Origin of the sequence: Rhodococcus sp. NPDC047139, assembly GCF_040643435.1 — a bacterium.
Classification (GTDB): domain Bacteria; phylum Actinomycetota; class Actinomycetes; order Mycobacteriales; family Mycobacteriaceae; genus Rhodococcus.
Genome location: NZ_JBEYUH010000024.1, coordinates 16,441 through 38,128 on the forward strand (window position 1 = coordinate 16,441; position 21,688 = coordinate 38,128).

The window sequence follows — 21,688 nt, forward strand, 5'->3', positions numbered from 1 at the left end:
TCCGGCCACACAGCAACCGGAAAGAGTGAGGGTGATGACAGAACGCGTGCAGGTCGGCGGACTTCAGATCGCGCAGGTTCTCTACGACTTCGTCAACAACGAGGCCATCCCCGGCAGTGGGGTCGACGCCGAAACCTTCTGGGCAGGCGCCGACAAGATCATCCACGACCTCGCCCCCAAGAACCGGGCACTGCTCGCCAAGCGCGACGAGCTCCAGGCCAAGATCGACGGCTGGCACCGCGAGCGCGCCGGGCAGCCCCACGATCCCGTCGCCTACAAGGCCTTCCTCGAGGAGATCGGCTACCTCGTCCCGGCACCCGAACCGTTCACCATCGGTACCGAGAACGTCGACACCGAGATCGCCGACACCGCAGGCCCGCAGCTCGTCGTGCCCGTACTCAACGCACGCTTCGCCCTCAACGCCTCCAACGCGCGGTGGGGCTCGCTCTACGACGCCCTCTACGGCACCGACGTCATCCCCGAGGACGACGGCGCCGAGAAGGGCACCGGCTACAACAAGGTGCGCGGCGACAAGGTCATCGCCTGGGCCCGCGACTTCCTCGACAAGGCCGTTCCCCTCGCGAACGGCTCGCACGCCGACGCCACCGGCTACCGCATCGACGGCACCGAACTGCAGGTCACCCTCGCCGACGGCACCGTCACCGGACTCGCCCAGCCCGACAAGCTCGTCGGCTACCTCGGCGACAAGGGCAGCCCCTCCTCGGTGCTGCTGCGCAACAACGGCCTGCACATCGACATCCAGATCGACCCCGAATCCCCCATCGGCAGCACCGACGCCGCCGGCATCAAGGACGTCGTCCTCGAATCCGCCATCACCACCATCATGGACTTCGAAGACTCCGTCGCCGCCGTCGACGCCGACGACAAGGTCGTCGGCTACCGCAACTGGCTCGGCCTCAACCGCGGCGACCTGTCCGAATCCTTCGACAAGGGCGGCAAGACCCTCACCCGCAGCCTCAACCCCAACCGCGTCTACACCGCACTCGACGGAAACGACCTCGAACTGCACGGTCGCTCCCTGCTGTTCGTCCGCAACGTCGGGCACCTCATGACCAACCCCGCCGTGCTCGACCGCGACGGCAACGAAGTGCCCGAAGGCATCCTCGACGCCCTCGTCACCAGCCTGTGCGCCATCCACGGCCTGCACACCGACGACACCCACGGCCCGCTCGCCAACAGCCGCACCGGCTCGATCTACATCGTCAAGCCCAAGCAGCACGGCCCCGAGGAATCCGCCTTCACCACCGAACTGTTCGGCCGCGTCGAAGAAGTCCTCTCCCTGCCCACCAACACCCTCAAGGTCGGCATCATGGACGAGGAACGCCGCACCACGGTCAACCTCGCCGCCTGCATCCAAGCCGCCGCCGACCGCGTCGTGTTCATCAACACCGGCTTCCTCGACCGCACCGGCGACGAGATCCACACCTCCATGGAAGCCGGACCGGTCGTCCGCAAGGCCGCCATGAAGCAGCAGCGCTGGATCGCCGCCTACGAGGACTGGAACGTCGACACCGGCCTCGCCTGCGGCCTGCAGGGCAAAGCCCAGATCGGCAAGGGCATGTGGGCCATGACCGACCTCATGCGCGACATGGTCGAGCAGAAGATCGGCCAGCCCAAGGCCGGCGCCAACACCGCCTGGGTCCCGTCCCCGACCGGCGCCACCCTGCACGCCACCCACTACCACGAGGTCGACGTCTTCGCCGTCCAGAACGACCTCAAGGGCCGCAGCCGCGCCACCGTCGACGACATCCTCACCATCCCCCTCGCCGAGAACCCGAACTGGACCGACGCGGAGAAGCGCGAGGAACTCGACAACAACTGCCAGTCCATCCTCGGCTACGTCGTGCGCTGGATCGACCAGGGCGTCGGCTGCTCCAAGGTCCCCGACATCCACGACATCGCCCTGATGGAGGACCGCGCCACCCTGCGCATCTCCAGCCAACTGCTCGCCAACTGGATCCGCCACGGCGTCGTCACCGCCGACGACGTCGTCGCCTCCCTCGAGCGCATGGCACCGGTCGTCGACCGGCAGAACGAAGGCGACCGCGGCTACCGGCCGATGGCCCCGAACTTCGACGACAGCATCGCCTTCCAGGCCGCCAAGGAACTCATCCTCGAAGGCACCACGCAGCCCAGCGGCTACACCGAGCCGATCCTGCACCGCCGTCGCCGCGAGTACAAGGCCAAGTACGCCTGACCCGCACCGACGAAAGGGCCCCGATCCACACCGGATCGGGGCCCTTCCCGTCTCCTACCCCACAGCCGGAAAGGAGCCCACCCCGGCCCTCACTAGACTCGACCATCGGATCGACGAACGAAACGAGGCAGGACACGACGTGGGCGGGCGACATCGCGGCAACGGACGACGAAAGATCAGCACAAGCGTCATCGTGATCGCCGTCAGCGCAGTACTCCTCTTCCTCGCCGTCCTCGGCTGGTTCCGTGTGCGGGAGAACATCGACAGCCAGGCCACCGCCGCCGCCGAAACCTGCGTCGAAGGCGACGCCGTCCTGCACGTCGCCGCCGACCCCCTCATCGCCCCCGCCCTCACCGAACTCGCCGAACAGTGGACAGCCGAGACCCCCCGCGTCATCCGCGACCACTGCATCACCGCCGAGATCACCGCCGTCGACAGCACAGCAGCCGCCACCGCCCTCGCCGCCGGCTCCTGGGACACCGGACTGTCCCCCGAACCCGCCCTGTGGGCCCCCCTCGACACCCGCACCACCGCCCGCGCCCCCGACGCACTCGACGGCGAGCCCCGCTCCCTCGCCACCTCCCCGATCGTGCTCGCTGTGCCCACCGACCTCGGTCGCGCCCTCACCGCCGCCACCGTCCGCTGGCAGGACCTCCCCCGGCTCCAGAACGACCCCGCCGCCATGCGCGACATCGGACTCGACGTCTGGGGCACCCTCGGACTGGCGCTGCCCACCGGCACCGACACCCACGCCACCACCCTCGCCCTCGAGGCGGTCGCCGCCGGCGTCACCGGCAGCGGCACCGGACCCGTCACCCTCGAGCAGGCCGCCACCCCCACCGCGATCACCGCCGTGAGTACCCTCGCGCTCGGCGCCGACACTCTCGGAGCGATCGGCACCACCGGCGACACCCTCACAGCGCTCGGCGCCCGCCCCGATACCGATTCCCCGGTCCACGCCGTGCCCGTCGTCGAGCAGCAACTGCTCCACGCCCTCACCGATGGGCAGGTCCGCGGCCTCACCGGGCACCTTCCCATCGGCGCCGCACCCGTCGCAGACTTCCCCGCCGCCACCATCGACGCACCCTGGGTCGACGAGACCCTCGCCCGCGCCGCCGCCGAATTCACCGACTACGCACGGCGCCCCGAACAGACGGACATCCTCACCGCACACGGCTTCCGAACCGCCGACACCGTCCCGCAGCCCGCCGGAGAACTGCCGCTTCCCCGCGTCGCCACCGTCCTCGCCCCCGCCGATCCGACAGTCGACGATGTCCTCGCGGCGCTGCGCCTCGCCCCCGTCACCCCCCGCAAGATCACCATGGTCGTCGACACCTCGACCTCCATGGCCACCGCAGTCGGCGACGGTACCCGGTTGAGCGCCACCGCCGACGCCGTGCGCGAGGCCATGCGGCGAGCATCCATCAACTCCGTGATGGGCATGTACGTCTTCGACGACACCCCCTCCGGGCATCGAGTCGCTGTCATCCGCGACGGGCTCACCGACTCCAAACGTGCAGCGCTGTCCACCATCCTCGACGACATCGACCTCACCGAGGACGAACCCGTCTACGCCACCCTCACCGCCGCCTACCGCGACGCCGTGGACAACTACGACCCGACCCGACCCAACTCCGTGCTCGCGGTGATCGGAAGCGACGACCCCGACGACTCGGCCGCAGCAGAGTTCCTCGCGACGATCGAGGAAGTGTCCTCCCCCGAGACCCCGGTGCACATCGACGTCGTGGTCCTCGGAAACGACGTAACCGACACCACCACCCTCGAGCGCGCCGCCGAACTCACCGACGGCAGCGTCACCACCATCGATCCGTCCGACGCCCCCGAACTCTCCCAACTCCTCCGAAAGCTGGCTTCCTGACCGTGGTCCGACTGATCGTCATGGGGGTCTTCCTTGCCCTCGTCACCTACCTGCTGCATCGACGACTCGTCCGTGCGCCCGGCCTGTCCCGTCCGGCCGCCCTCGCCGCCGACAGCGCCCTCGTCGTCACGTTCGTGCTCACCCTCGGCGCCGCCGAGGTCGGGACCGTGCTCGACCCGGCCTGGGCACGTCCCATCGGCTTCCTCGGCTGGACCTGGCTCGCGGTGGTGCTGTACCTCGCTCTCGGGCTCCTCGTCATCGGAGTGGGCCTGCTGATCCGACGTATCACCCGACGACGCGGGCGTGCGGGCTCCGATCCCGCCACGGTCGGCATAGCGACGCCCCGGCGAGGTCTGCGCATCGCGACTGCTGTGCTCGTCGTGGCCGCCGTGGCCGCCGTCGGATACGGAACGGTCGAAGCCGACCGACCGCAGATCGTCACCGTCCCCGTCGCCCTGCAGGATCTGCCCGACGGCTTCGAGGGCGCCCGTGTCGCTCTGATCACCGATCTGCACGTCGGCCCCGCCCGCGGCGCCGACTTCGTGCAGCGGGTCGTCGATCTCGTCGCCGAACAGCAGCCCGATCTCGTCGTGCTCGGTGGTGACCTCGCCGACGGCACCGTCGACCTCGTCGGAGCGGACCTCGAGCCCCTGCGGCAGCTGCAGGCGCCGCTGGGGGTGTACGGGGTCAGCGGCAACCACGAGTACTACTCCGACGACGCGGAGTCGTGGCTCGATCACTGGGAGACCCTCGGTGTACGCGCGCTACGCAACGAACACGTCCTTCTGGAACGTGACGGTGACGTCCTCGCCCTCGCCGGCGTCCACGACTACACGGCCACCGAGCCCCATCAGCCCGACATGCCCGCCGCCCTCGACGGCATCCCGGCCGGTACCCCTGTCGTTCTCGCCGCACATCAGCCCCGCCACCTCGACGAAGCGCGCGAACTCGGGGTCGACCTCCAGCTGTCCGGACACACCCACGGCGGCCAGATGTGGCCTCTGCGACCGTTCGTCGCGCTGGCCAATCCCACCGTAACCGGCCTCGAGCGCTTCGACGACACACAGATCTACACCTCGCAGGGCACCGGCGCGTGGGGGCCTCCCGTGCGGGTGGGCACGCCCCCGGAAGTGTCGATCCTGGAGCTGACCGCCACAGCCTGATCGGCCTTCTTGGAGGCGGGTGAGGTAGCTATGCGAAGTGTGGTGGTTTCTGTTTTTCTCTTGTTTCCGTCTGAACCGGAGTAACATTGGCGACGAAGAAGGCCGACGGAGACTCCGTCGGCCTTCTCGGGTGTCAGCGGCTGTACGCCTCCAGCGGCGGGCACGAGCACACCAGATTCCGATCGCCGTGCGCACCGTCGATGCGCCGCACCGCAGGCCACACCTTGGCCCGGTCCTTCCCCATCGGGAACACGGCGACCTCCCGCGAATACGGATGAGCCCACTCACCCACCAGGCATTCTGCGGTGTGCGGCGCACCACGCAGCGGGTTGTCGTCCACCGGCCACTCCCCTGCCCCGACCCGATCGATCTCACCGCGAATCGAGATCATCGCATCGATGAACGCGTCGAGTTCTGCGATGTCCTCGCTCTCGGTGGGCTCGACCATGAGGGTGCCGGCCACCGGGAAACTCATCGTCGGTGCATGGAAGCCGTAGTCGGCCAAGCGCTTCGCGACATCGTCGACGGTCACGCCCGTCGCCTTCGTCAGCGGACGCAGATCGAGGATGCACTCGTGCGCCACCATGCCGGTCTCCCCCGTGTACAGCACCGGGAAGTACTCGTCGAGACGACGCGCGATGTAGTTGGCCGAGGCGATCGCCGTCAACGACGCACGACGCAGCCCTTCGGCACCCATCAACTTGATGTACGCCCAAGTGATCGGGAGGATCGACGCCGATCCGTAGGGCGCCGCCGAGACCGGACCCGCTCCCCCGAGCCCCGGCTCCGCGGGATGACCCGGCAGGTACGGCGCCAGATGCGAACGAACCCCGATCGGCCCCACGCCCGGTCCTCCGCCGCCGTGCGGGATGCAGAAGGTCTTGTGCAGGTTCAGGTGGCTGACGTCGCCACCGAACTTGCCCGGCCGCGCCAGGCCCACGAGGGCGTTCAGGTTGGCACCGTCGATGTACACCTGACCACCGGCGTCGTGCACGGCGCCGCAGATGTCGGCGATGTCGTGCTCGTACACGCCGTGCGTCGACGGATAGGTGATCATGATCGCGGCCAGACGCGCTCCGTGGTCGGCGATCTTCGCGCGCAGATCGTCGAGATCGACGTCGCCGTTCGGCCGGCACGCGACCACCTCGACGCGCATCCCGGCCATCACGGCCGACGCGGCGTTGGTGCCGTGGGCGCTCGAGGGGATCAGGCAGATGTCCCGCTCGGTGTCACCCCGGTCGAGGTGGTAGTGGCGGATCGCGAGCAGTCCCGCGTACTCGCCCTGGCTGCCGGCATTGGGCTGCAGGCTCACGGCGTCGTAGCCCGTCACCGCAGCGAGCCAGCCCTCGAGATCCGCGATGAGGCGGCGGATCCCGGCCGTCTGCTCCGCAGGCGCGAAGGGGTGCAGGCCCGCGAACTCGGGCCAGGTGATCGCTTCCATCTCCGTGGCAGCGTTGAGCTTCATCGTGCACGAGCCGAGCGGAATCATCGTGCGGTCCAGCGCCAGGTCCTTGTCCGAGAGTCGCCGCAGATAGCGCATCATCGCGGTCTCGGTGCGGTAGCGGGTGAACGCCTCGTGCTGCAGGAACGCGCTGGTGCGGGCAAGGTCCGGGGGAAGGGCGAGTCGCTCGCCCGGACCGGCAGGTGCGGCGCCGAAGGCGGCGAGCACCGCGTCGACGTGGGCTGCGGTCGTGGCCTCGTCGCACGAGACGGACACGTGGTCCTCGTCCACCCGGTACAGATTGATTCCGGCCTCCAGTGCCGCGGCAAGGACGTCGTCGGCGCGGCCGGGAACCCGCACGAGAACGGTGTCGAAGAATTCGTCGTGCACCACGTCGACCCCGGCGGCGCGCAATCCCGCTGCGAGTCGCCCGGCGTACCCGGCGACCCGGCGTGCGATCGCCGTGAGACCTTCGGCGCCGTGATACGAGGCGTACATCGCCGCGAGCACGGCGAGGAGCACCTGGGCGGTGCAGATGTTGCTGGTCGCCTTCTCACGGCGGATGTGCTGCTCGCGGGTCTGCAATGCGAGGCGGTAGGCGCGGTTTCCGTCCGCGTCCACCGACACACCTACGAGACGACCGGGCAGGGTGCGGGTGTGGGCGCTGCCGACGGCGAGATAACCGGCGTGCGGTCCGCCGAAGCCCATCGGCACACCGAAACGCTGGGTGGTGCCGAAGCAGGCATCGGCGCCCTGCTCGCCGGGTGGAGTGAGGAGAGTCATCGCCAATAGGTCGGCACCGACGGCCACGAGCGCACCGCGCTCGTGGGCGGCCTCGATGATCGGAGCAGCATCGACGACGCGCCCCGAAGCGCCGGGGATCTGCAGGACGACGCCGAAGAACTCACCCTCGGGCAGTCCGTCGGTCACGAGGTCGGCGGTGACGATCTCGATTCCCAGGGGTTCGGCGCGGGTCGCCAGCACTGCTGCGGTCTGTTCGAACAGATCGGTGTCGACGACCAGACGCGGGCTCTTGGACTTGCGATTAGCGCGCCGGAGCAGTGTCATCGCCTCGGCGGCTGCAGTGGCCTCGTCGAGCATCGACGAGTTCGCGATCTCCATGCCCGTCAGGTCGGCCACCATGGTCTGGAAATTCAGCAACGCTTCGAGGCGGCCCTGGCTGATCTCCGGCTGGTAGGGAGTGTAGGCGGTGTACCAGGCGGGATTCTCGACGATGTTGCGCAGCAGTACCGGCGGCGTCAGAGTGTCGTAGTAGCCGTGGCCGATCATCGACGTCGCCACGGTGTTCCGGGAGGCGAGCACCTTCAGTTCGGCGAGCACCTCGTGCTCGGAAAGCGGCGGGTCGAGCACGTCGAGTCCGGTCGGAACCTTGCCGGCACGGTCGTCGAGGATGGCGGCCGGGACCGCGGCGGTGGCGAGCGCTTCGAGGGAATCGACTCCGACGACGTCGAGGATCCGGCTCAGACCGGCGGTGTCGGGGCCGATATGACGATCGGCGAAGTTCGAGGTGACGGCATCTGTCATCGCAGCTCCCGGGCTGGTCGGCGAGGTCCACATGCGCGGTCGCGCGAAGTGGTTCCTCCCCCTCTGTCGTGAGCTCGCGAGGCGAGCGCCTGAGAGATTCGGCCGGCCAGAGCCTTTCCCCGTGGGCGGGCGGGTGCTCCCGCCGCTTTCCAGAGACGTCGGAGCTCACGCGGTCCTGGTTGCCTGAGAGATTGACGGGGAGGTGCTGCTCCTTCGGCGCCCGGATCGGTGTCCGGAACTCTCCCGCGTGACGGCGACGCGTCTTCGAGTCTAGATCACGGCGCAGGGGTGGAACGCCGCGGTCGCGGAAGGGCCGATGGTGGAGCGTCAGCCGATACGGCGGTTGATGCGCTCGCGGCGCCGCGACGCCAGTTCGTCTTCGGGGCGCTCTTCCACATCGCCGCCGTCGACACGTTCGGCGGGGAAGTCGGCGATACTGCCGGTGAGCTCACGCATCGCCCCGCTCACCGCGATACCGAAGACGCCCTGGCCGCCCTGCAGCAGATCGACGACCTCTTCGGGAGAGGTGCATTCGTAGACGGTGGTGCCATCGGAGAACAGAGTGATCTTCGCGAGGTCGCCGACCCCGCGGCTGCGGAGATGATCGACCGCGACGCGGATGTTCTGCAGCGAGACACCGGTGTCGAGCAGACGCTTGACGATCTTGAGGACCAGGATGTCCTTGAACGAGTACAGGCGCTGGCTACCGGAGCCGGCGGCACTGCGAATCGACGGAACCACGAGATTCGTACGGGCCCAGTAATCGAGCTGGCGATAGCTGATCCCCGCGATCTGGCAGGCGATCGGCACCCGATAGCCGACGAGTTCGTCCGGCACCGAGTGGTCCGGAAACAGACCCGGCTGGATGTCGTCGGTCTCGTCGGCCCGTGACGACGTCGAGCGATCGCCGGAATCGACGCCGGGCGGCTGTCCCTTCGTCCGATCTCGCACTACTGACTCCCTCTCGCACGCCCAGTTCTGCCTCGAAACGATCGACAGGCGGATCCCCGACCCATATCCGATCCTCGAGCGCTCCAGGCTCCCCGAGTCATCCCTGGCGGATCAACTCAGCGTACGCCCCGATGCCGGGCGCCGGGCTGCAACACGCCGACCGGAAAACAACCTTCGACGCTACTCTCGCCAGCGCCGACACGCTCGCCGACGACGTGCTCGCCTACCGGCCGACGGCCATCAGCCGTCCGTCGCCTTGAAGTCGTCGGGCGAGACGGAATCGAGGAACTCCTTGAACTTCTCGACCTCGTCTTCTCGTTCGTCCGGCATGACCAGCCCTGCTTCGGTGAGCACCGGTTCCTCGACGTGGACCGGCGCGCCGACGCGCAAGGCCACAGCCACCCCGTCGGAGGGGCGGCACGACACCCGCATACCCCCGTCGAAGACCAGGTCCGCGTAGAACGTTCCCTCGCGCAGGTCGACGATGCGCACTTCGCGCAAGGCATGACCGAACGCCTCGAGGAGATTCTTGATCAGGTCGTGGGTCAGCGGCCGTGCCGGCTCGACCCCCTGCTGTTCGAGGGCGATCGCGGTGGCTTCGTTCTGCCCGATCCAGATCGGCAGATATCTGTCCCCGTCGACTTCGCGCAGCAGAAGGACAGGCTGGTTCTGCGGCTGTTCGATACGAATCCCTACTATCCGCATCTCACTCATCGCGGTGCCTCCGTCCTGCTGCTCGTCGGTGGTGTACACCCGACAGGTACTGCCTGGAATTCTAGTGGCCGACAGCGCATCCGTCAGGTGGCCGGATTACCTGACGGATGCGCGTCAGCGATCGAGGGCGTCCTGTACCGCCGCTTTCACCAGGCAGGTGTGCAATGTCAGCGACAGCGCCGCCAGTTCGCGCACCATCTCCTCGGCGCGCTGTCGTGCCCCTGCGTCCCGTCCCTTCGCGATCGGCCCGGCGATCTGGGCGACGAGCGCAGCCTCGCGGTCGGCGGCGAGTTTGAAGGCGCGCAGGTGCCGCACCTCGAGACCGAACTCCGCCATCGCCTTCGCCGTGCGGGCGAGCAGCACCGCGTCCTCGTCGAAGAATCCGGCCGGCCCGGGCTTGAGCAGACCCGCTCCCAGCAGTTCGGTGAGAAACGCCGAATCGATCCCGGCCCGGGTGCACAGATCTTCGCGGCTCACCCGGATCTCGCGGTCGCTGCGCAGATCTTCGGGCGAAACCTCCCCGCGGGCGACCGCCAGCGGGCGCGGCCGGGTGATCCGCGCCTCGACCGAACCCACCGTGGCGGCGCCCCGGTCGATGGCCTCGAGCTGTTCCTTGATCACCTTGAGCGGAAGGTACTGATCGCGTTGCGCGGTCAGCACGTACCGCAGCCGCTCGCAATCGGCGATCGAGAAACGTCGGTAACCCGACGGCGTACGTTCCGGGCTGATCAGACCCTCGGCCTCGAGGAATCGGATCTTCGAGATCGTCACGTCCGGGAACTCCGGACGCAGGCGGTCGAGCACCGACCCGATCGACATTCCGGCCGGCGCCGGCTGGCGGGCCGCGGTCATCAGCTACCCGCGCCCTGCGGACCTCGCGGACCGGTCAGGAACACCAGCCGGAACTTACCGATCTGCACCTCGTCGCCGTTCGCGAGAACCGCGGAGTCGACCGGTTCCCGATTGACGTAGGTGCCGTTGAGGCTTCCCACGTCCACGACCTGGAACTCGCCCTCGTCCTGGCGGAACTCGGCGTGCCGACGGCTGACCGTCACATCGTCGAGGAAGATGTCGCTGTCGGGGTGCCGTCCCGCCGAGGTGGTCGGCTGGTCGAGCAGGAAGCGCGATCCTGCATTCGGCCCCCGCTTGACCACCAGCAGCGCCGATCCGGCGGGCAGGCCCTCGACACCCGAGACGGGCGCTTCGGCGGTGGCCGATCCTGCACCTTCCACTTCGTTCAGGAAGTCGGCGCGAAATACCGAAGTGGTTTCGGCAGGAGTCTCCTCGTAGCCCGCGTTGCCGTTCTCGCTCACCGTTTCTCCTTATCCCTTCGGCCACCCGGATGATCCCGGGTGGCCGCTGATTGGTTCGCCCCGTGCGGGTCCGATACGGCACACGCCATATCCGACCGTACCCCGCGCAGGGATACTGACGCAGACAGTCGCGATCACGTTACCTGTCGGGTCCGTCAGCCTTCCGTGATCCCGCGGTAACCGTCCGCATCGACCGTCTGCGCGAGGGCTTCTTCGAGTTCGCTCTCGCTACCGACCTCCACGTCGACGAGCCAGCCCTCCCCGTAGGGGCTGCTGTTCACGAGCTCGGGATTCGTGTCGAGTTCCGTGTTGACGGCGACCACCTTCGCGGTCAGGGGCGCGAACACGTCGGACACGCTCTTGGTGGACTCGACCTCTCCGAAGGACTCGCCGGCGACGATCTCGGTTCCCGTGTCGGGCAGCTGGACGAAGACCACATCGCCGAGTTGGGACTGCGCGTAGTCGGTGATGCCGATACGCACGGTCGTCGCGCCCGTCCTGCGCACCCACTCGTGCTCCGGGGTATAGCGCAGATCCTCGGGTGTCGCGGAAGCGGTCAAGACTTGTCCTTTCGGAGACGACGTTCGGCCGGAACGCCGGTTTCAGTTTCCGGGCTGAGAGTATTGGCGTGGTTCGATCTCCCGCAAGGCGGACACGTCCACCTGCGGGAACTGTTCCACGGACAATGATCCGCCGGAACGGGCGACCGTGTCGACCACTCCGCCGGGAATGTTGAGAGCGGCGGCGAGCGTCGGTCCGTCCCCGATGGCGGTGACGGTGTACGGGGCGTCGAGCCGCCGGTCGTCCACGGTGATCTCTCCCCCCGCGCCCGTCACCCACGAGTCGACCCCGATGCGCACGGTGTCCCCGTTTGCGCCGGCGATCTGCATCGTGTCGGCACCCGCGGCGCGCAACTCCTGGATCATGTCGACCAGCACCTCGGATCCGACACCCTCACGCGGATCCTCGACAGTGAGCACCACGCCCGGCCCGGTGGCAGGTGCGGTGCCGATCTGCACCGACAGGGTGTACAACCGCGATCGGGCCTCCTCGAGAGCGGCTTCCGAACCCTCCTGTTCGAGGCTCGAGAGGGTGCTTTCGAGTGCTGTGATCTCCTGACGGAGCGCAGCTTCGCGACGGTTGAGATTGTCGAGCAGGACGAGCAGATCTGCCGGACGTGCCGAGTCGAGGGCGTCACCGGTGTCGGTGGTCCGCACCTGGGTGGCGATGCCTGCACCGAGCAGAACCATAAGGATCCCGGCGAGCACAAGGAAGACGGGCTTGGACCGGGCGGAACGCGCCCCGGCGGGTTCGGCGGTGGCGGCGTCCTCGGTGCCCGGCATGTCGGGTGGCTGCGGCTCGTTCACGGATCAGGCTCCGAACAGGCGGCGGCGCAGGGCGGCGGCGTTGCCGAAGATGCGGATGCCGAGGACGACGATGACGGCGGTCGAGAGCTGTGTGCCCACCCCGAGTTGATCGCCGAGCCATACGATCAGGGCCGCGACGAGCACGTTGAAGACGAACGACACCACGAACACCTTCGCGTCGAAGATGTCGTCGAGGTAGGCGCGCAGTCCACCGAAGACGGTGTCGAGCGCGGCCACGACCGCGATGGGCAGATACGGCTGCACGATGTCGGGGACCTGAGGGCTGAACACGATTCCGGCGCCGATCCCGATCGCCAGTGCCAGCACCGCGTAGAGCGCGTGACCGTGTTCGACTCGCTTCACCTGTACCCCGTTTCTCCGCTGCTGCCGAGTTTCCGGACCGCGGCGGCCGGAAACTCGAGGTCGTCCTCTTCGGTGAGGGTGAATCCCACCCCGTAGAGCTGCTGTATGCCGGCGAGCCGCAGATAGGCGTCGCTGACGACGAACGACGTCTGCAGCCGGGACGGGGGCCCCACCGCCGAGACCGTGTACGGGGAGAATACGGGCCGGTTGTCGACGAGCATCGCACCCCCGGCCTGACGGATGGTCACGCCGGGCCCTACCCGGATCCCACCGACCTCGATCGCCTCTGCCCCGGCGGCCCAGAGTGCGTTGACGACCGCCTGGAGGTCGCGGTCGAGGAGGAGCGCGGTGGGCCTGTTCTCCTCCTTCGCCGCGTCGGACAGGTTCGGGCGGGCGGTGGGTTCGGTGAGTGTGACCGTCATTCCGGGACCGCGCACGGGTGTCGCGGCGGCGGCAGCCTCGGCGTCGCGGAGTTCGTCGAGGATGCTCGCGCCGGCCCCGTCGGCGAACAGGGCACTGCGGCGTTCGTCGACCGCGGCGTCGAGTTCGTCACGCTGCGCGGTGAGTGCCGCGATGCGTTCGTCTCCTGACCGGAGGGAGTCGAGGATCTCGGTCCGGGTCCGGTCGGTACCGGCTCGGACATCGGCGTTCTGGGCGAATGCGACGCCGATGACGGCACCGGCGAGGACGGCTCCGGTGACGAGCCACGCGCGCGCGGCGCGTCGGCCGGTGGAGGGCCGACCGGCGGCCCGATCCGCGGCCGAGGCGGCGTAGCCGGGGTCGAGTTGGTCCTCGAGAAGCGACTTCAGGAGCGAAGGCACCGGATTGCGCCGGATGCGTTCCCATGCGCGGCTCATCGGTTCATCTCCCGGCCGGCACGATCCGTGCGGTCGCGACAGCCTGCGCGAGGTAGAGGATCCCGGTCCAGACGTACAGCACGGTTCCCCAGATCAGGGCGGCCCAGCCGAGCGGGCCTGCGACCGGTTCCCAGGAGGGTACGGCGACGGCGGCGAGCATCAGCGGCAACGCGCACATCAGGAGGAAGGTGGCTCCCTTCCCGAGATAGAGCACTTCGGGGGGCGGCAGAGCCCGGCGGCGGTAGACGGCCAGTGTCGGCGCCAGGACCAGTTCCCGGCCGACGAGGACCGCGGCGATCCACCATGGAACGATGTCCCGGGCGACCAGCGCGACGAGTGTGGTCACCACGTAGAGACGGTCGACGAACGGATCGAGCAGCGCGCCGAGACGGGAGGTCTGGTCGAGCAGCCGGGCGAGTTTACCGTCGGCCCAATCGGTGAAGCTGCTCACGGCCAACAGGATCAGCGCCCACACGTCGGCGTGGGCCACGAGGACGAGATAGAGGAAGACCGGCACACCGAGGAGCCGGACGAAGCTCAGTACGTTCGGCACGGTGAGGATGCGGTCCGATCCGCGCGCGGCGGCGGTTCCGGTCGCATCTCCCATGGTGTGACTCGCTCCTCGTTCTCGTGGTGTCCCCGCCCGCCGGGTCGGTACGAGCGCGATCTCCAGCCTTGCACAGCCCCGCAGCCGGAGGTTCCGGGGTGTCAGCGCCAGGCGAAGACCGGCTGTTCGAGGTCGTCGATCCGGGTGGCACGCCTGCGGAGGACGACTTCGCGGAACTGGTAGACCACCGCGGCGGTCGGCGCGTGCACGAGGTGGCCGCGGAAGGGCCACTGCACCACGGGCTTGTCGGATTCGGGGATGGTGACGAAGCGCGGTTCGGCGTCGAGTTCGTCGGCGGTCACGGCGAAGAGCACGTCGACTTCGTCGGGACTGGGTTTCAGGTCGTCCACGGCGGTGTCCGACCACACGACGAACGGCGACATGACGTAACCGGAGCGTGTGGCGTAATCATCGAGTCTGCCGAGGACGGCTTCGGGTCCGAGGTCGAGTCCGAGCTCCTCGTGCAGTTCCCGAAGTGCAGCCTCTTCCGGGCTCTCCCCCTCGTCCAAGCGGCCACCCGGAAGCGCGAACTGGCCTGGATGGGCCCGAAGGCGGGTCGGTCGCCGGGTCAGCGGCATCACGGGATTGCCGGCACCGTCGTCGAGGACGGCCACGACGACCGCTGCGTGGCGTCGACCATCGAGCGGCAGTAGGCGCGAGTCGAATGCGTTCAGCGCGTCGCGGACGCTGTCGCGGGCGAGAGGGTGCGGAGCGGGCATGGGTCGACATTAGTTCGCCGCCGCCGGCCTTGCCGGTCGGTGCAGGTCGGGGGGTGATCTCGCGCCGCGCGCCGACCAGCGATTCTGGATATTACCGAATTCCGTATCGTCCGGATCTTCGGGCTTCGGGTGGGAGTTCTCCGGACACGGAAGATCGCCCGCCGTCATAGTGGGAGCCGACGGAAAGGACCTCGATGAACGATGTACCCGCCGGCCTCGACCTCGACGCGCTGGACACCCATGTCCGCACCTCCGCCCCCCACTTGTTCACCGGCCCACTTCGCGCCCGCCTGATCAGCGGCGGACGATCCAACCTCACCTATGAGGTGACGGACGGCGAACGGCGGTTGGTGCTACGCCGTCCCCCACTCGGGCACGTCCTCGCCACCGCTCACGACATGACACGCGAGTACCGCGTCATCTCTGCTCTCGACGGCACCGCGGTGCCGGTCCCCCGCACCCATCTGCTGTGCGAGGACGACTCGGTACTCGGCGCTCCCTTCTACCTGATGGATCTCGTCGTCGGGACGCCCTATCGCACCGCCGAGGAACTCGAGGCCATCGGCGCTGCGCGCACCCGGGTGGTCTCCGAACGGATGGTCGACACTCTGGCCGCGCTGCATGCGGTGGACCCGTCCGCGGTGGGGCTGGCGGATTTCGGCCGGCCCCGCGGATTTCTCGAGCGGCAGGTACGGCGCTGGACCACGCAACTCGAGAACTCGCACAGCCGGGAACTCGCCGGGGCCGACGAACTGCACCGGTTGCTCGTCGACAATCTGCCGGGCGACGGTGAAGTCGGCATCGTGCACGGCGACTACCGGCTCGACAACGTGCTCGTCGACGACAACGACGAGGTGGTGGCGGTATTGGACTGGGAGATGGCCACCCTGGGCGATCCTCTCACCGACGTGGCCCTGCTGCTCGTCTACCAGCGGCTGGCCCGGGAGGACACCGAGTTCCCCGTCTCGACGGTGTCCCGGGCACCGGGTTTTCTCGGCGACGACGAAGTGCTCGCGCGCTACGCCGCAGCCGGCGGACGGGACCTGTCCGATCTGGCCTTCCATCTCGCCCTCGCCTACTACAAACTCGCGGTGATCCTCGAGGGCATCTATTTCCGGTTCCGTCAGGGCAAGACCGTCGGTGACGGTTTCGAGGAACTCGGGCGCGGAGTCGAGCCCCTCCTTCGCGGAGGGATCGCCGAGCTGGAAGGTCGGTGACGCGACCGCAGGGTACTCGTCGTGGTCCCTCGGTACGCTGCGCACATGCCGCATCCGGTGATGTTCGACGAGGCCGATCCCCTGCTGGCCCGAGTCCGGCACCTCGCGCTGGCCCTGCCCGCCGCGTCCGAGAAGATCTCCCACGGTCGTCCGTTCTTCTCCACCAGGACGGCCTTCGCGGTGTACGGAGGCTCCGAGAAGGACACGCGCACACCGTTTCCCCGCTCCCTGATCGTCAAACCCCACGAGGAGGAACGCCGCGCACTCCTCGAAGAGCCGCACATCTACCTACCGATGTATTTCGGACCGTCGGGATGGGTCGGCTACGACCTCGCCCGCCCGGAGGTGGACTGGGACGAGGTCGCCGAGCTACTCGACATGTCGTTCCGGGTGACCGCACCGACCCGGCTGGTGCGCGAACTCGACGGGCGCCTCTGAACGGCCGCCGCGCGCTCTTCGAGTTCAGCCCTCTTCGTCGCCGATGCTCACCATCCAGGAAACGCCGAATCTGTCCGTGCACATGCCGAACAGATCTCCCCACGGGGCGCGTTCGAGCGGCAGGTCGACGCTGGCGTCCTGGCTCAGCGCCTCCCAGTAGCCGCGCAGCACCGTCTCGTCGTCACCGCTGAGCGAGAGGGAGAAGTTCGTCCCGGGCGTGTAGTCCATGCTCTTCGGGGTGTCCGAGGCCATGAGCACGAATCCGTTGTCCGCGGTGAGCATCGAGTGCATCACCTTGTCGTTCTCGCTCGGGTCCTCGGCGGCGTTCATGTCACCGAACGTGCTCACCGTCAGTTCACCGCCGAAAACCGACTGGTAGAACTCCATCGCCTGACGCGCCGAGTCGCGGAATGCGAGATACGGGTTGAATCGAGTGGTCATCGTGGTCCTTCCGCAGGTGTGGCAGCGCACGGATCGCGTGCTGCGCTTCGATAAAGGACTGTCCGCAAACGCATTTCTCATCGTGACCGGTGCGCGCCCGATCCGGGAGCGTTCGGCGTGATCCGTGTCAGGAGACCGCCACTGTGGCGCGGGCGTACTCGGGTCTTTCGACCAGGTCGGCCAGCACGCGCCCGACCGCACGTCGCGGGACCGCCCACGACGAGACGTCGCCGTCGGAAACCGTCGCTTCATCGTCGTCACTGTCGGTGAGGTTCACCGGCTGCACGATGGTCCAGTCGAGGTCGCTGGAGCGCACGAGGGCGTCCTGCCGTTCGGTGTCGGCGATCTGCGGGCCGAGCAGCGCCCGGAACATCAGGCGGTACCGGGTGGGCAGCCGGTCGCGGGTCGGGCCCGTTCCGTAGGACGTCTGGACGATCAGGCGCCGCGCGCCGTGGCGTCGCATGGCGTCGACGACGGTGCGGGTGCCGCGGGAGCGCACGTCGAGGGGTGTCCGGGCGGGGCCGAGCAGTCGTACCCGCAGCGGGTTCTCGTGGATGCCGAGCGTCACCACCACGGCGTCCTGCCCGTGCAGGGCGTGTTCGATGTCGGCGCTCCGGACGGCGTCGCCCGCCACGATCGTGACGCGGTCGGTGAACGACTCCGCGATGCCCGGGTTGCGGACGAGGGCGGTGACGTCGTGTCCGCGATCGAGCAGGGCGGCGACCGCGGCGCGTCCCGAACCTCCGGTGGCTCCGATGACCAGTACCTTCATGACATTCTCTCAATCTGTGTGTCGCAGCGGAATTCGTGTACGCGTCCACGCTATCGAGGGTGTGGTGGACGTTCCATGCCCGTCCGTCCCGGTTCCCTGCCCGTTCGTCCCGCTGCGGTGGACGTACGGGCGGGTGGGCGCGATCGTGGGAGCGTGACCGATCAGGATGGTGGAACGACCTATCCGTGGACGCCCGGAGAGCCTCTCGCGGAGGTTCTCCATCTGCTGCGCATGCGCGGGGTGTTCTACTGCCGGTCGGAGGTGAGCGCTCCGTGGGCGCTGGAGATGCCGGCCTTCGAGGACTGCGCGAGCTTCCACGTCGTGATCTCCGGTGAGGCGGTGCTCGACGTGCCGCGTGCCGACGGGAATCCCCTGCCGCTCGTGCCCGGCGATCTCGCGGTGGTGCCGCACGGGGCCGGGCATGTGATCCGCAGCGACCCGGCGCCGCTGCATGCGGGGCGGGTGGATCTGCTGCCGCAGGAGATGATCGGCGAGCACTGCTCGGTGTTGCGGTACGGAGGTGGCGGTGAGCGCACCGTATTGGTGTGCGGGGTGGTGGAGTTCGAGCATCCGACGGCCGGGCGTCTGATGCGGTCGCTGCCGCCGGTGCTGCGCTCCGGCACGGCCGGTGCCTCCCGAGCAGACACTGTGCGGTTTCTGCTCGATCTGATGGCCGAGGAGGCGGTTCGGATGCGGCCCGGCGGCGAGGCGGTCCTGACGCGACTGGCGGATGTGCTGGTGATCCTGGCGATCCGGGAATGGATGGATTCCGGTGCGGGCGATCGCAGCGGTTGGCTTCTCGCACTACGCGACCCGCATATCGGTCGCGCACTGGCGGCGGTGCACCGTGCCCCGGAGCGGCCCTGGACGGTGGCGGCGCTGGCGCGGGAGGCGGCGATGTCGCGGTCGGCGTTCGCTGCGCACTTCACGGATCTCGTCGGCGAGCCCGCGATGCAGTACGTGACGCGGTGGCGAATGGAGTGCGCCCTGACGGCACTGCGTGAGGGCGCCTCGGTGGCACAACTGGCGGCGCGGTCCGGTTACGAGTCGGAAGCGGCGTTCGCGCGGGCGTTCAAAAGGGTGATGGGGCTGACGCCGGGGTCGGTGCGCCAGGCCGCCCCGAATGCGACGACACCCCGGTGAGGCCTCCGGGGTGTGGTATCGATCGTGTCGGTGGTTGCGGCTCGAGGGTGCCCGGGTTCAGAAGGTGCGCATCCGGCAGGAAGGCTCCGGCGTCGCCCGCACTGCTCGTCCCCTCAGGACGACGCAGATCCGATTCCGCCATCGTCCTCACGGGCCAAGATGGCGCATCTGCGAACAGGAACCAGCACCTGACCTGTCCCGGCAACGAGAAAACCCCTTCCGACCGAAGTCGGAAGGGGTTTCACTGTCGGGCTGACAGGATTTGAACCTGCGACCACTTGACCCCCAGTCAAGTGCGCTACCAAGCTGCGCCACAGCCCGTCCGCGCTCTCGTCGAGCGCTCGTTGAGATTACAACAGGGACGGGCCGAAAGGCTAATCGCCTGGTCAACGGCCTTTCACCAGCGGATCACCGAGTAGGGTTCACTTGCGGCGGTCGCGCTTCTCGCGCACCCGCACCGAGATCCGCACCGGGCTGCCATCGAACCCGAACTCTTCTCGCAGGCGGCGTTCGAGGAAGCGCCGGTAACCGGCTTCGAGGAAGCCGGTGGTGAACAGCACGAAGGTCGGGGGCCGGGTGGCTGCCTGGGTCGCGAACAGCACCCGGGGCAGGCGGCCGCCGCGCATCGGCGGCGGGGTCGCGGCCACGACCTCCTTGAGCCAGGAGTTCAGGCGCCCGGTGGAGATGCGCTTGTCCCACGATTCGAGCGCGGTCTCCATCGCGGGGACGAGCTTCTGCACGGCTCGCCCGGTCTTGGCGGAGATGTTCACACGCGACGCCCAGGGCACCCGCGACAGGTCGCGTTCGATCTCGCGGCCGAGTTCGTAACGGCGGTCCTCGTCGACGAGGTCCCACTTGTTGAAGGCGATCACCAGGGCGCGACCCGATTCGACGACCATCGTGATCACCCGCTGATCCTGCTCGGTGATGGGCTGTGAGGCGTCGATGAGCAGCACCGCCACCTCCGCCGCGTCGATCGCTCCACGTGTGCGTAGCGAGGCGTAGAACTCCGCTCCGGAGGCGTGCGAGACACGCTTGCGCAGACCGGCGGTGTCGACGAACCGCCACGGCTTGCCGCCGAGTTCCACGATCGAGTCCACCGGGTCGACGGTCGTGCCGGCGACATCGTGGACCACCGAGCGTTCGTCTCCGGCGAGCTTGTTGAGCAGGCTGGACTTGCCGACGTTGGGCTTTCCCACCAGGGCGACCCGGCGAGGCCCCTCCCCTCCGGTGCCTTCCCGGGGCGTGGCGGGCAGCTTGGCGAGCAGTTCGTCGAGCAGGTCGCCGGTGCCGCGCCCGTGGGTGGCCGACACCGAGTACGGCTGGCCGAGCCCGAGCGACCACAGCGCTGCCGCCTCGGCCTCGACACGGTCGTCGTCGACCTTGTTGGCGACCAGCAGAACCGGAGTTTTCGACCGGCGCAGCACCTTCGCGACGGCCTCGTCGACGCTGGTGGCGCCGACAGTGGCATCGACCACCACGAGGATCGCGTCGGCGGTGCGCATGGCGACCTCCGCCTGGCGGGCGACGGATTGCTGCATGCCCTTCGCGTCGGGCTCCCACCCTCCGGTGTCCTGGACCATGAACCGCCGGCCGTTCCACGAAGCCTCGTACGAGACACGGTCGCGGGTGACACCGGGCACGTCCTCCACCACGGCTTCGCGGCGGCCGATGATGCGGTTGACCAGGGTGGACTTGCCGACGTTGGGGCGCCCGACCACGGCGACGGTGGGGACCGGCACGAACTCTTCGAGCTCGCTGTCGCCGGCGAACTCGATGTCCCAGTCGGCTTCCTCCGACCAGGTGCCGTCACCGTCGTAGCCGGTGTACTCGATGCTCACGTCGTCGCTCACAGCTTCGCTCCAGTCTGCTCGGCGACCACCGCGAGCAGCGCGGCGATCACCTCGTCGATGTTCATGTCGCTGGTGTCCACGACGACCGCATCGTCCGCCGCGCGCAGCGGGGACACCGCGCGTGTGGAATCGAGGTGGTCGCGGCGCTGGACCGCGGCGAGGACCGCCTCGTAGTCGTCGCCGCGACCCTCGGCGATGTTCTGATTGTTGCGCCGGTGCGCACGGGCCTCTGCCGAGGCGGTGAGGTAGATCTTGACGTCGGCGTCGGGGAAGACCACGGTGCCGATGTCGCGTCCTTCGATCACAACGCGATGCTCGGCGCGTCCGAGCCGCTGCTGGGCCTCGACGAGCAGGGTTCGGACCTCGGGGACGGCCGCGACGGCGGATACCGCAGCGGTGACCTCGGCGCCGCGGATGATCTCGCGCACGTCGTCTCCGTCGAGGCGGATGTCCTCGACGGCCGGATCGGTGCCGATGGACCACGGCAGATCGGCGGTGACGGCGGCGATGGCGGCCGGGTCTGTCAGGTCGGTGCCGCGACGCAGGGCGTGCAGTGTCGCGATGCGGTACATCGCCCCGGTGTCGAGATAGGCGGCTCCGAGATGCTGCGCGAGTCGCTTGGACACGGTCGACTTGCCGGTGCCGGACGGTCCGTCCATTGCCACGATCAGGGCGTCGCGGGCGGTG

21 protein-coding genes, 1 tRNA gene and 1 riboswitch are annotated in these 21,688 nt (G+C 68.5%); of the genes, 6 read left to right on the forward strand and 16 right to left on the reverse strand.

The window, feature by feature from the left end; all coding sequences use genetic code 11:
- Positions 1–34 precede the first annotated feature (34 nt).
- The 3 genes from ABZ789_RS21430 to ABZ789_RS21440 all read left to right on the forward strand — a co-directional run bounded on the left by ABZ789_RS21430 (position 35) and on the right by ABZ789_RS21440 (position 5,260).
- Positions 35–2,218, forward strand: coding sequence for a malate synthase G (locus tag ABZ789_RS21430; protein ID WP_358428254.1), 2,184 nt, complete (start codon positions 35–37; stop codon positions 2,216–2,218).
- Between the two features lie 193 nt (positions 2,219–2,411).
- Positions 2,412–4,097 carry a substrate-binding domain-containing protein gene (locus tag ABZ789_RS21435; RefSeq protein WP_358428257.1) on the forward strand — a complete coding sequence of 562 codons (1,686 nt, stop codon included), beginning with the start codon at positions 2,412–2,414 and terminating at the stop codon, positions 4,095–4,097.
- A 2-nt stretch (positions 4,098–4,099) separates the two neighbouring features.
- The gene (locus ABZ789_RS21440; protein WP_358428260.1) at positions 4,100–5,260 is read left to right on the forward strand and encodes a metallophosphoesterase; all 1,161 of its coding nucleotides are present in this window, start codon (positions 4,100–4,102) and stop codon (positions 5,258–5,260) included.
- Between the two features lie 133 nt (positions 5,261–5,393).
- Here the strand turns inward: ABZ789_RS21440 and gcvP are convergent, their stop codons facing one another.
- The 11 genes from gcvP to ABZ789_RS21495 all read right to left on the reverse strand — a co-directional run bounded on the left by gcvP (position 5,394) and on the right by ABZ789_RS21495 (position 15,137).
- Positions 5,394–8,246, reverse strand: coding sequence for an aminomethyl-transferring glycine dehydrogenase (gcvP, locus tag ABZ789_RS21445; RefSeq protein ID WP_358428263.1), 2,853 nt, complete (start codon positions 8,244–8,246; stop codon positions 5,394–5,396).
- Positions 8,247–8,406: 160 nt separating this feature from the next.
- A riboswitch (glycine riboswitch) is annotated at positions 8,407–8,502 on the reverse strand.
- 71 nt (positions 8,503–8,573) lie between these two features.
- Positions 8,574–9,197: a MerR family transcriptional regulator gene (locus tag ABZ789_RS21450; protein ID WP_358428266.1), complete on the reverse strand. Its 624-nt coding sequence runs from the start codon at positions 9,195–9,197 to the stop codon at positions 8,574–8,576.
- 240 nt (positions 9,198–9,437) lie between these two features.
- On the reverse strand, positions 9,438–9,911 hold the full coding sequence (locus ABZ789_RS21455) for a bifunctional nuclease family protein (RefSeq protein ID WP_358428341.1): 474 nt from the start codon (positions 9,909–9,911) through the stop codon (positions 9,438–9,440).
- A 114-nt stretch (positions 9,912–10,025) separates the two neighbouring features.
- Positions 10,026–10,763 (reverse strand): MerR family transcriptional regulator, encoded by a 738-nt coding sequence (locus ABZ789_RS21460; RefSeq protein WP_358428269.1) that lies wholly within the window; start codon positions 10,761–10,763, stop codon positions 10,026–10,028.
- Positions 10,763–11,224, reverse strand: a complete 462-nt coding sequence (gene garA / locus ABZ789_RS21465) for a glycogen accumulation regulator GarA (protein WP_358428272.1) — start codon at positions 11,222–11,224, stop codon at positions 10,763–10,765. Before garA ends, ABZ789_RS21460 begins: the two co-directional genes overlap by 1 nt.
- 155 nt (positions 11,225–11,379) lie before the next feature.
- On the reverse strand, positions 11,380–11,784 hold the full coding sequence (gene gcvH, locus ABZ789_RS21470) for a glycine cleavage system protein GcvH (protein WP_358428275.1): 405 nt from the start codon (positions 11,782–11,784) through the stop codon (positions 11,380–11,382).
- Between the two features lie 42 nt (positions 11,785–11,826).
- Positions 11,827–12,567: a DUF881 domain-containing protein gene (locus ABZ789_RS21475; protein ID WP_358428344.1), complete on the reverse strand. Its 741-nt coding sequence runs from the start codon at positions 12,565–12,567 to the stop codon at positions 11,827–11,829.
- A 27-nt stretch (positions 12,568–12,594) separates the two neighbouring features.
- Positions 12,595–12,954, reverse strand: coding sequence for a DUF1290 domain-containing protein (locus tag ABZ789_RS21480; protein ID WP_358428278.1), 360 nt, complete (start codon positions 12,952–12,954; stop codon positions 12,595–12,597).
- Positions 12,951–13,811 (reverse strand): DUF881 domain-containing protein, encoded by an 861-nt coding sequence (locus tag ABZ789_RS21485; protein ID WP_358428281.1) that lies wholly within the window; start codon positions 13,809–13,811, stop codon positions 12,951–12,953. The genes ABZ789_RS21480 and ABZ789_RS21485 overlap by 4 nt, the downstream gene beginning before the upstream one ends.
- Before the next feature lie 4 nt (positions 13,812–13,815).
- On the reverse strand, positions 13,816–14,418 hold the full coding sequence (locus ABZ789_RS21490) for a CDP-alcohol phosphatidyltransferase family protein (protein ID WP_358428284.1): 603 nt from the start codon (positions 14,416–14,418) through the stop codon (positions 13,816–13,818).
- Between the two features lie 101 nt (positions 14,419–14,519).
- The gene (locus ABZ789_RS21495; RefSeq protein WP_358428287.1) at positions 14,520–15,137 is read right to left on the reverse strand and encodes a CoA pyrophosphatase; all 618 of its coding nucleotides are present in this window, start codon (positions 15,135–15,137) and stop codon (positions 14,520–14,522) included.
- Positions 15,138–15,331: 194 nt separating this feature from the next.
- On the opposite strand from ABZ789_RS21495, the gene ABZ789_RS21500 reads away from it, so the two are divergent.
- Both ABZ789_RS21500 and ABZ789_RS21505 read left to right on the forward strand, forming a co-directional pair.
- Entirely contained in the window at positions 15,332–16,354 is a 1,023-nt protein-coding gene (locus ABZ789_RS21500; protein WP_358428290.1) for a phosphotransferase family protein, read from the forward strand.
- 45 nt (positions 16,355–16,399) lie between these two features.
- On the forward strand, positions 16,400–16,792 hold the full coding sequence (locus ABZ789_RS21505; protein ID WP_358428293.1) for an MmcQ/YjbR family DNA-binding protein: 393 nt from the start codon (positions 16,400–16,402) through the stop codon (positions 16,790–16,792).
- Between the two features lie 24 nt (positions 16,793–16,816).
- Here the strand turns inward: ABZ789_RS21505 and ABZ789_RS21510 are convergent, their stop codons facing one another.
- Positions 16,817–17,233, reverse strand: coding sequence for a VOC family protein (locus tag ABZ789_RS21510; RefSeq protein ID WP_358428296.1), 417 nt, complete (start codon positions 17,231–17,233; stop codon positions 16,817–16,819).
- A gap of 127 nt (positions 17,234–17,360) precedes the next feature.
- Positions 17,361–18,005 (reverse strand): NAD(P)-binding oxidoreductase, encoded by a 645-nt coding sequence (locus ABZ789_RS21515; RefSeq protein ID WP_358428299.1) that lies wholly within the window; start codon positions 18,003–18,005, stop codon positions 17,361–17,363.
- Between the two features lie 153 nt (positions 18,006–18,158).
- On the opposite strand from ABZ789_RS21515, the gene ABZ789_RS21520 reads away from it, so the two are divergent.
- On the forward strand, positions 18,159–19,148 hold the full coding sequence (locus tag ABZ789_RS21520; protein WP_358428302.1) for an AraC family transcriptional regulator: 990 nt from the start codon (positions 18,159–18,161) through the stop codon (positions 19,146–19,148).
- Between the two features lie 247 nt (positions 19,149–19,395).
- Here ABZ789_RS21520 and ABZ789_RS21525 read toward each other — a convergent pair.
- From ABZ789_RS21525 to cmk, 3 genes are all read right to left on the reverse strand, one after another.
- A tRNA-Pro gene (locus ABZ789_RS21525) sits at positions 19,396–19,469 on the reverse strand.
- A gap of 101 nt (positions 19,470–19,570) precedes the next feature.
- A complete protein-coding gene (gene der / locus ABZ789_RS21530) occupies positions 19,571–21,001 on the reverse strand; it encodes a ribosome biogenesis GTPase Der (protein ID WP_358428305.1) in 1,431 nt (476 codons plus the stop codon).
- Positions 20,998–21,660 carry a (d)CMP kinase gene (gene cmk, locus ABZ789_RS21535; protein WP_358428347.1) on the reverse strand — a complete coding sequence of 221 codons (663 nt, stop codon included), beginning with the start codon at positions 21,658–21,660 and terminating at the stop codon, positions 20,998–21,000. Before cmk ends, der begins: the two co-directional genes overlap by 4 nt.
- Positions 21,661–21,688: the final 28 nt, after the last annotated feature.

Bases quoted from the DNA above. Each gene is read 5' to 3' on its own strand.
- ABZ789_RS21430 (WP_358428254.1), top strand. From the start codon at position 35: ATGACAGAACGCGTGCAGGTCGGCGGACTTCAGATCGCGCAGGTTCTC.
- gcvP (WP_358428263.1), bottom strand. From the start codon at position 8,246: ATGACAGATGCCGTCACCTCGAACTTCGCCGATCGTCATATCGGCCCC.
- ABZ789_RS21455 (WP_358428341.1), bottom strand. From the start codon at position 9,911: ATGAGTGAGATGCGGATAGTAGGGATTCGTATCGAACAGCCGCAGAAC.
- ABZ789_RS21460 (WP_358428269.1), bottom strand. From the start codon at position 10,763: ATGACCGCGGCCCGCCAGCCGGCGCCGGCCGGAATGTCGATCGGGTCG.
- ABZ789_RS21475 (WP_358428344.1), bottom strand. From the start codon at position 12,567: ATGCCGGGCACCGAGGACGCCGCCACCGCCGAACCCGCCGGGGCGCGT.
- ABZ789_RS21485 (WP_358428281.1), bottom strand. From the start codon at position 13,811: ATGAGCCGCGCATGGGAACGCATCCGGCGCAATCCGGTGCCTTCGCTC.
- ABZ789_RS21490 (WP_358428284.1), bottom strand. From the start codon at position 14,418: ATGGGAGATGCGACCGGAACCGCCGCCGCGCGCGGATCGGACCGCATC.
- ABZ789_RS21495 (WP_358428287.1), bottom strand. From the start codon at position 15,137: ATGCCCGCTCCGCACCCTCTCGCCCGCGACAGCGTCCGCGACGCGCTG.
- ABZ789_RS21500 (WP_358428290.1), top strand. From the start codon at position 15,332: ATGAACGATGTACCCGCCGGCCTCGACCTCGACGCGCTGGACACCCAT.
- ABZ789_RS21505 (WP_358428293.1), top strand. From the start codon at position 16,400: ATGCCGCATCCGGTGATGTTCGACGAGGCCGATCCCCTGCTGGCCCGA.
- ABZ789_RS21510 (WP_358428296.1), bottom strand. From the start codon at position 17,233: ATGACCACTCGATTCAACCCGTATCTCGCATTCCGCGACTCGGCGCGT.
- ABZ789_RS21515 (WP_358428299.1), bottom strand. From the start codon at position 18,005: ATGAAGGTACTGGTCATCGGAGCCACCGGAGGTTCGGGACGCGCCGCG.
- cmk (WP_358428347.1), bottom strand. From the start codon at position 21,660: ATGGACGGACCGTCCGGCACCGGCAAGTCGACCGTGTCCAAGCGACTC.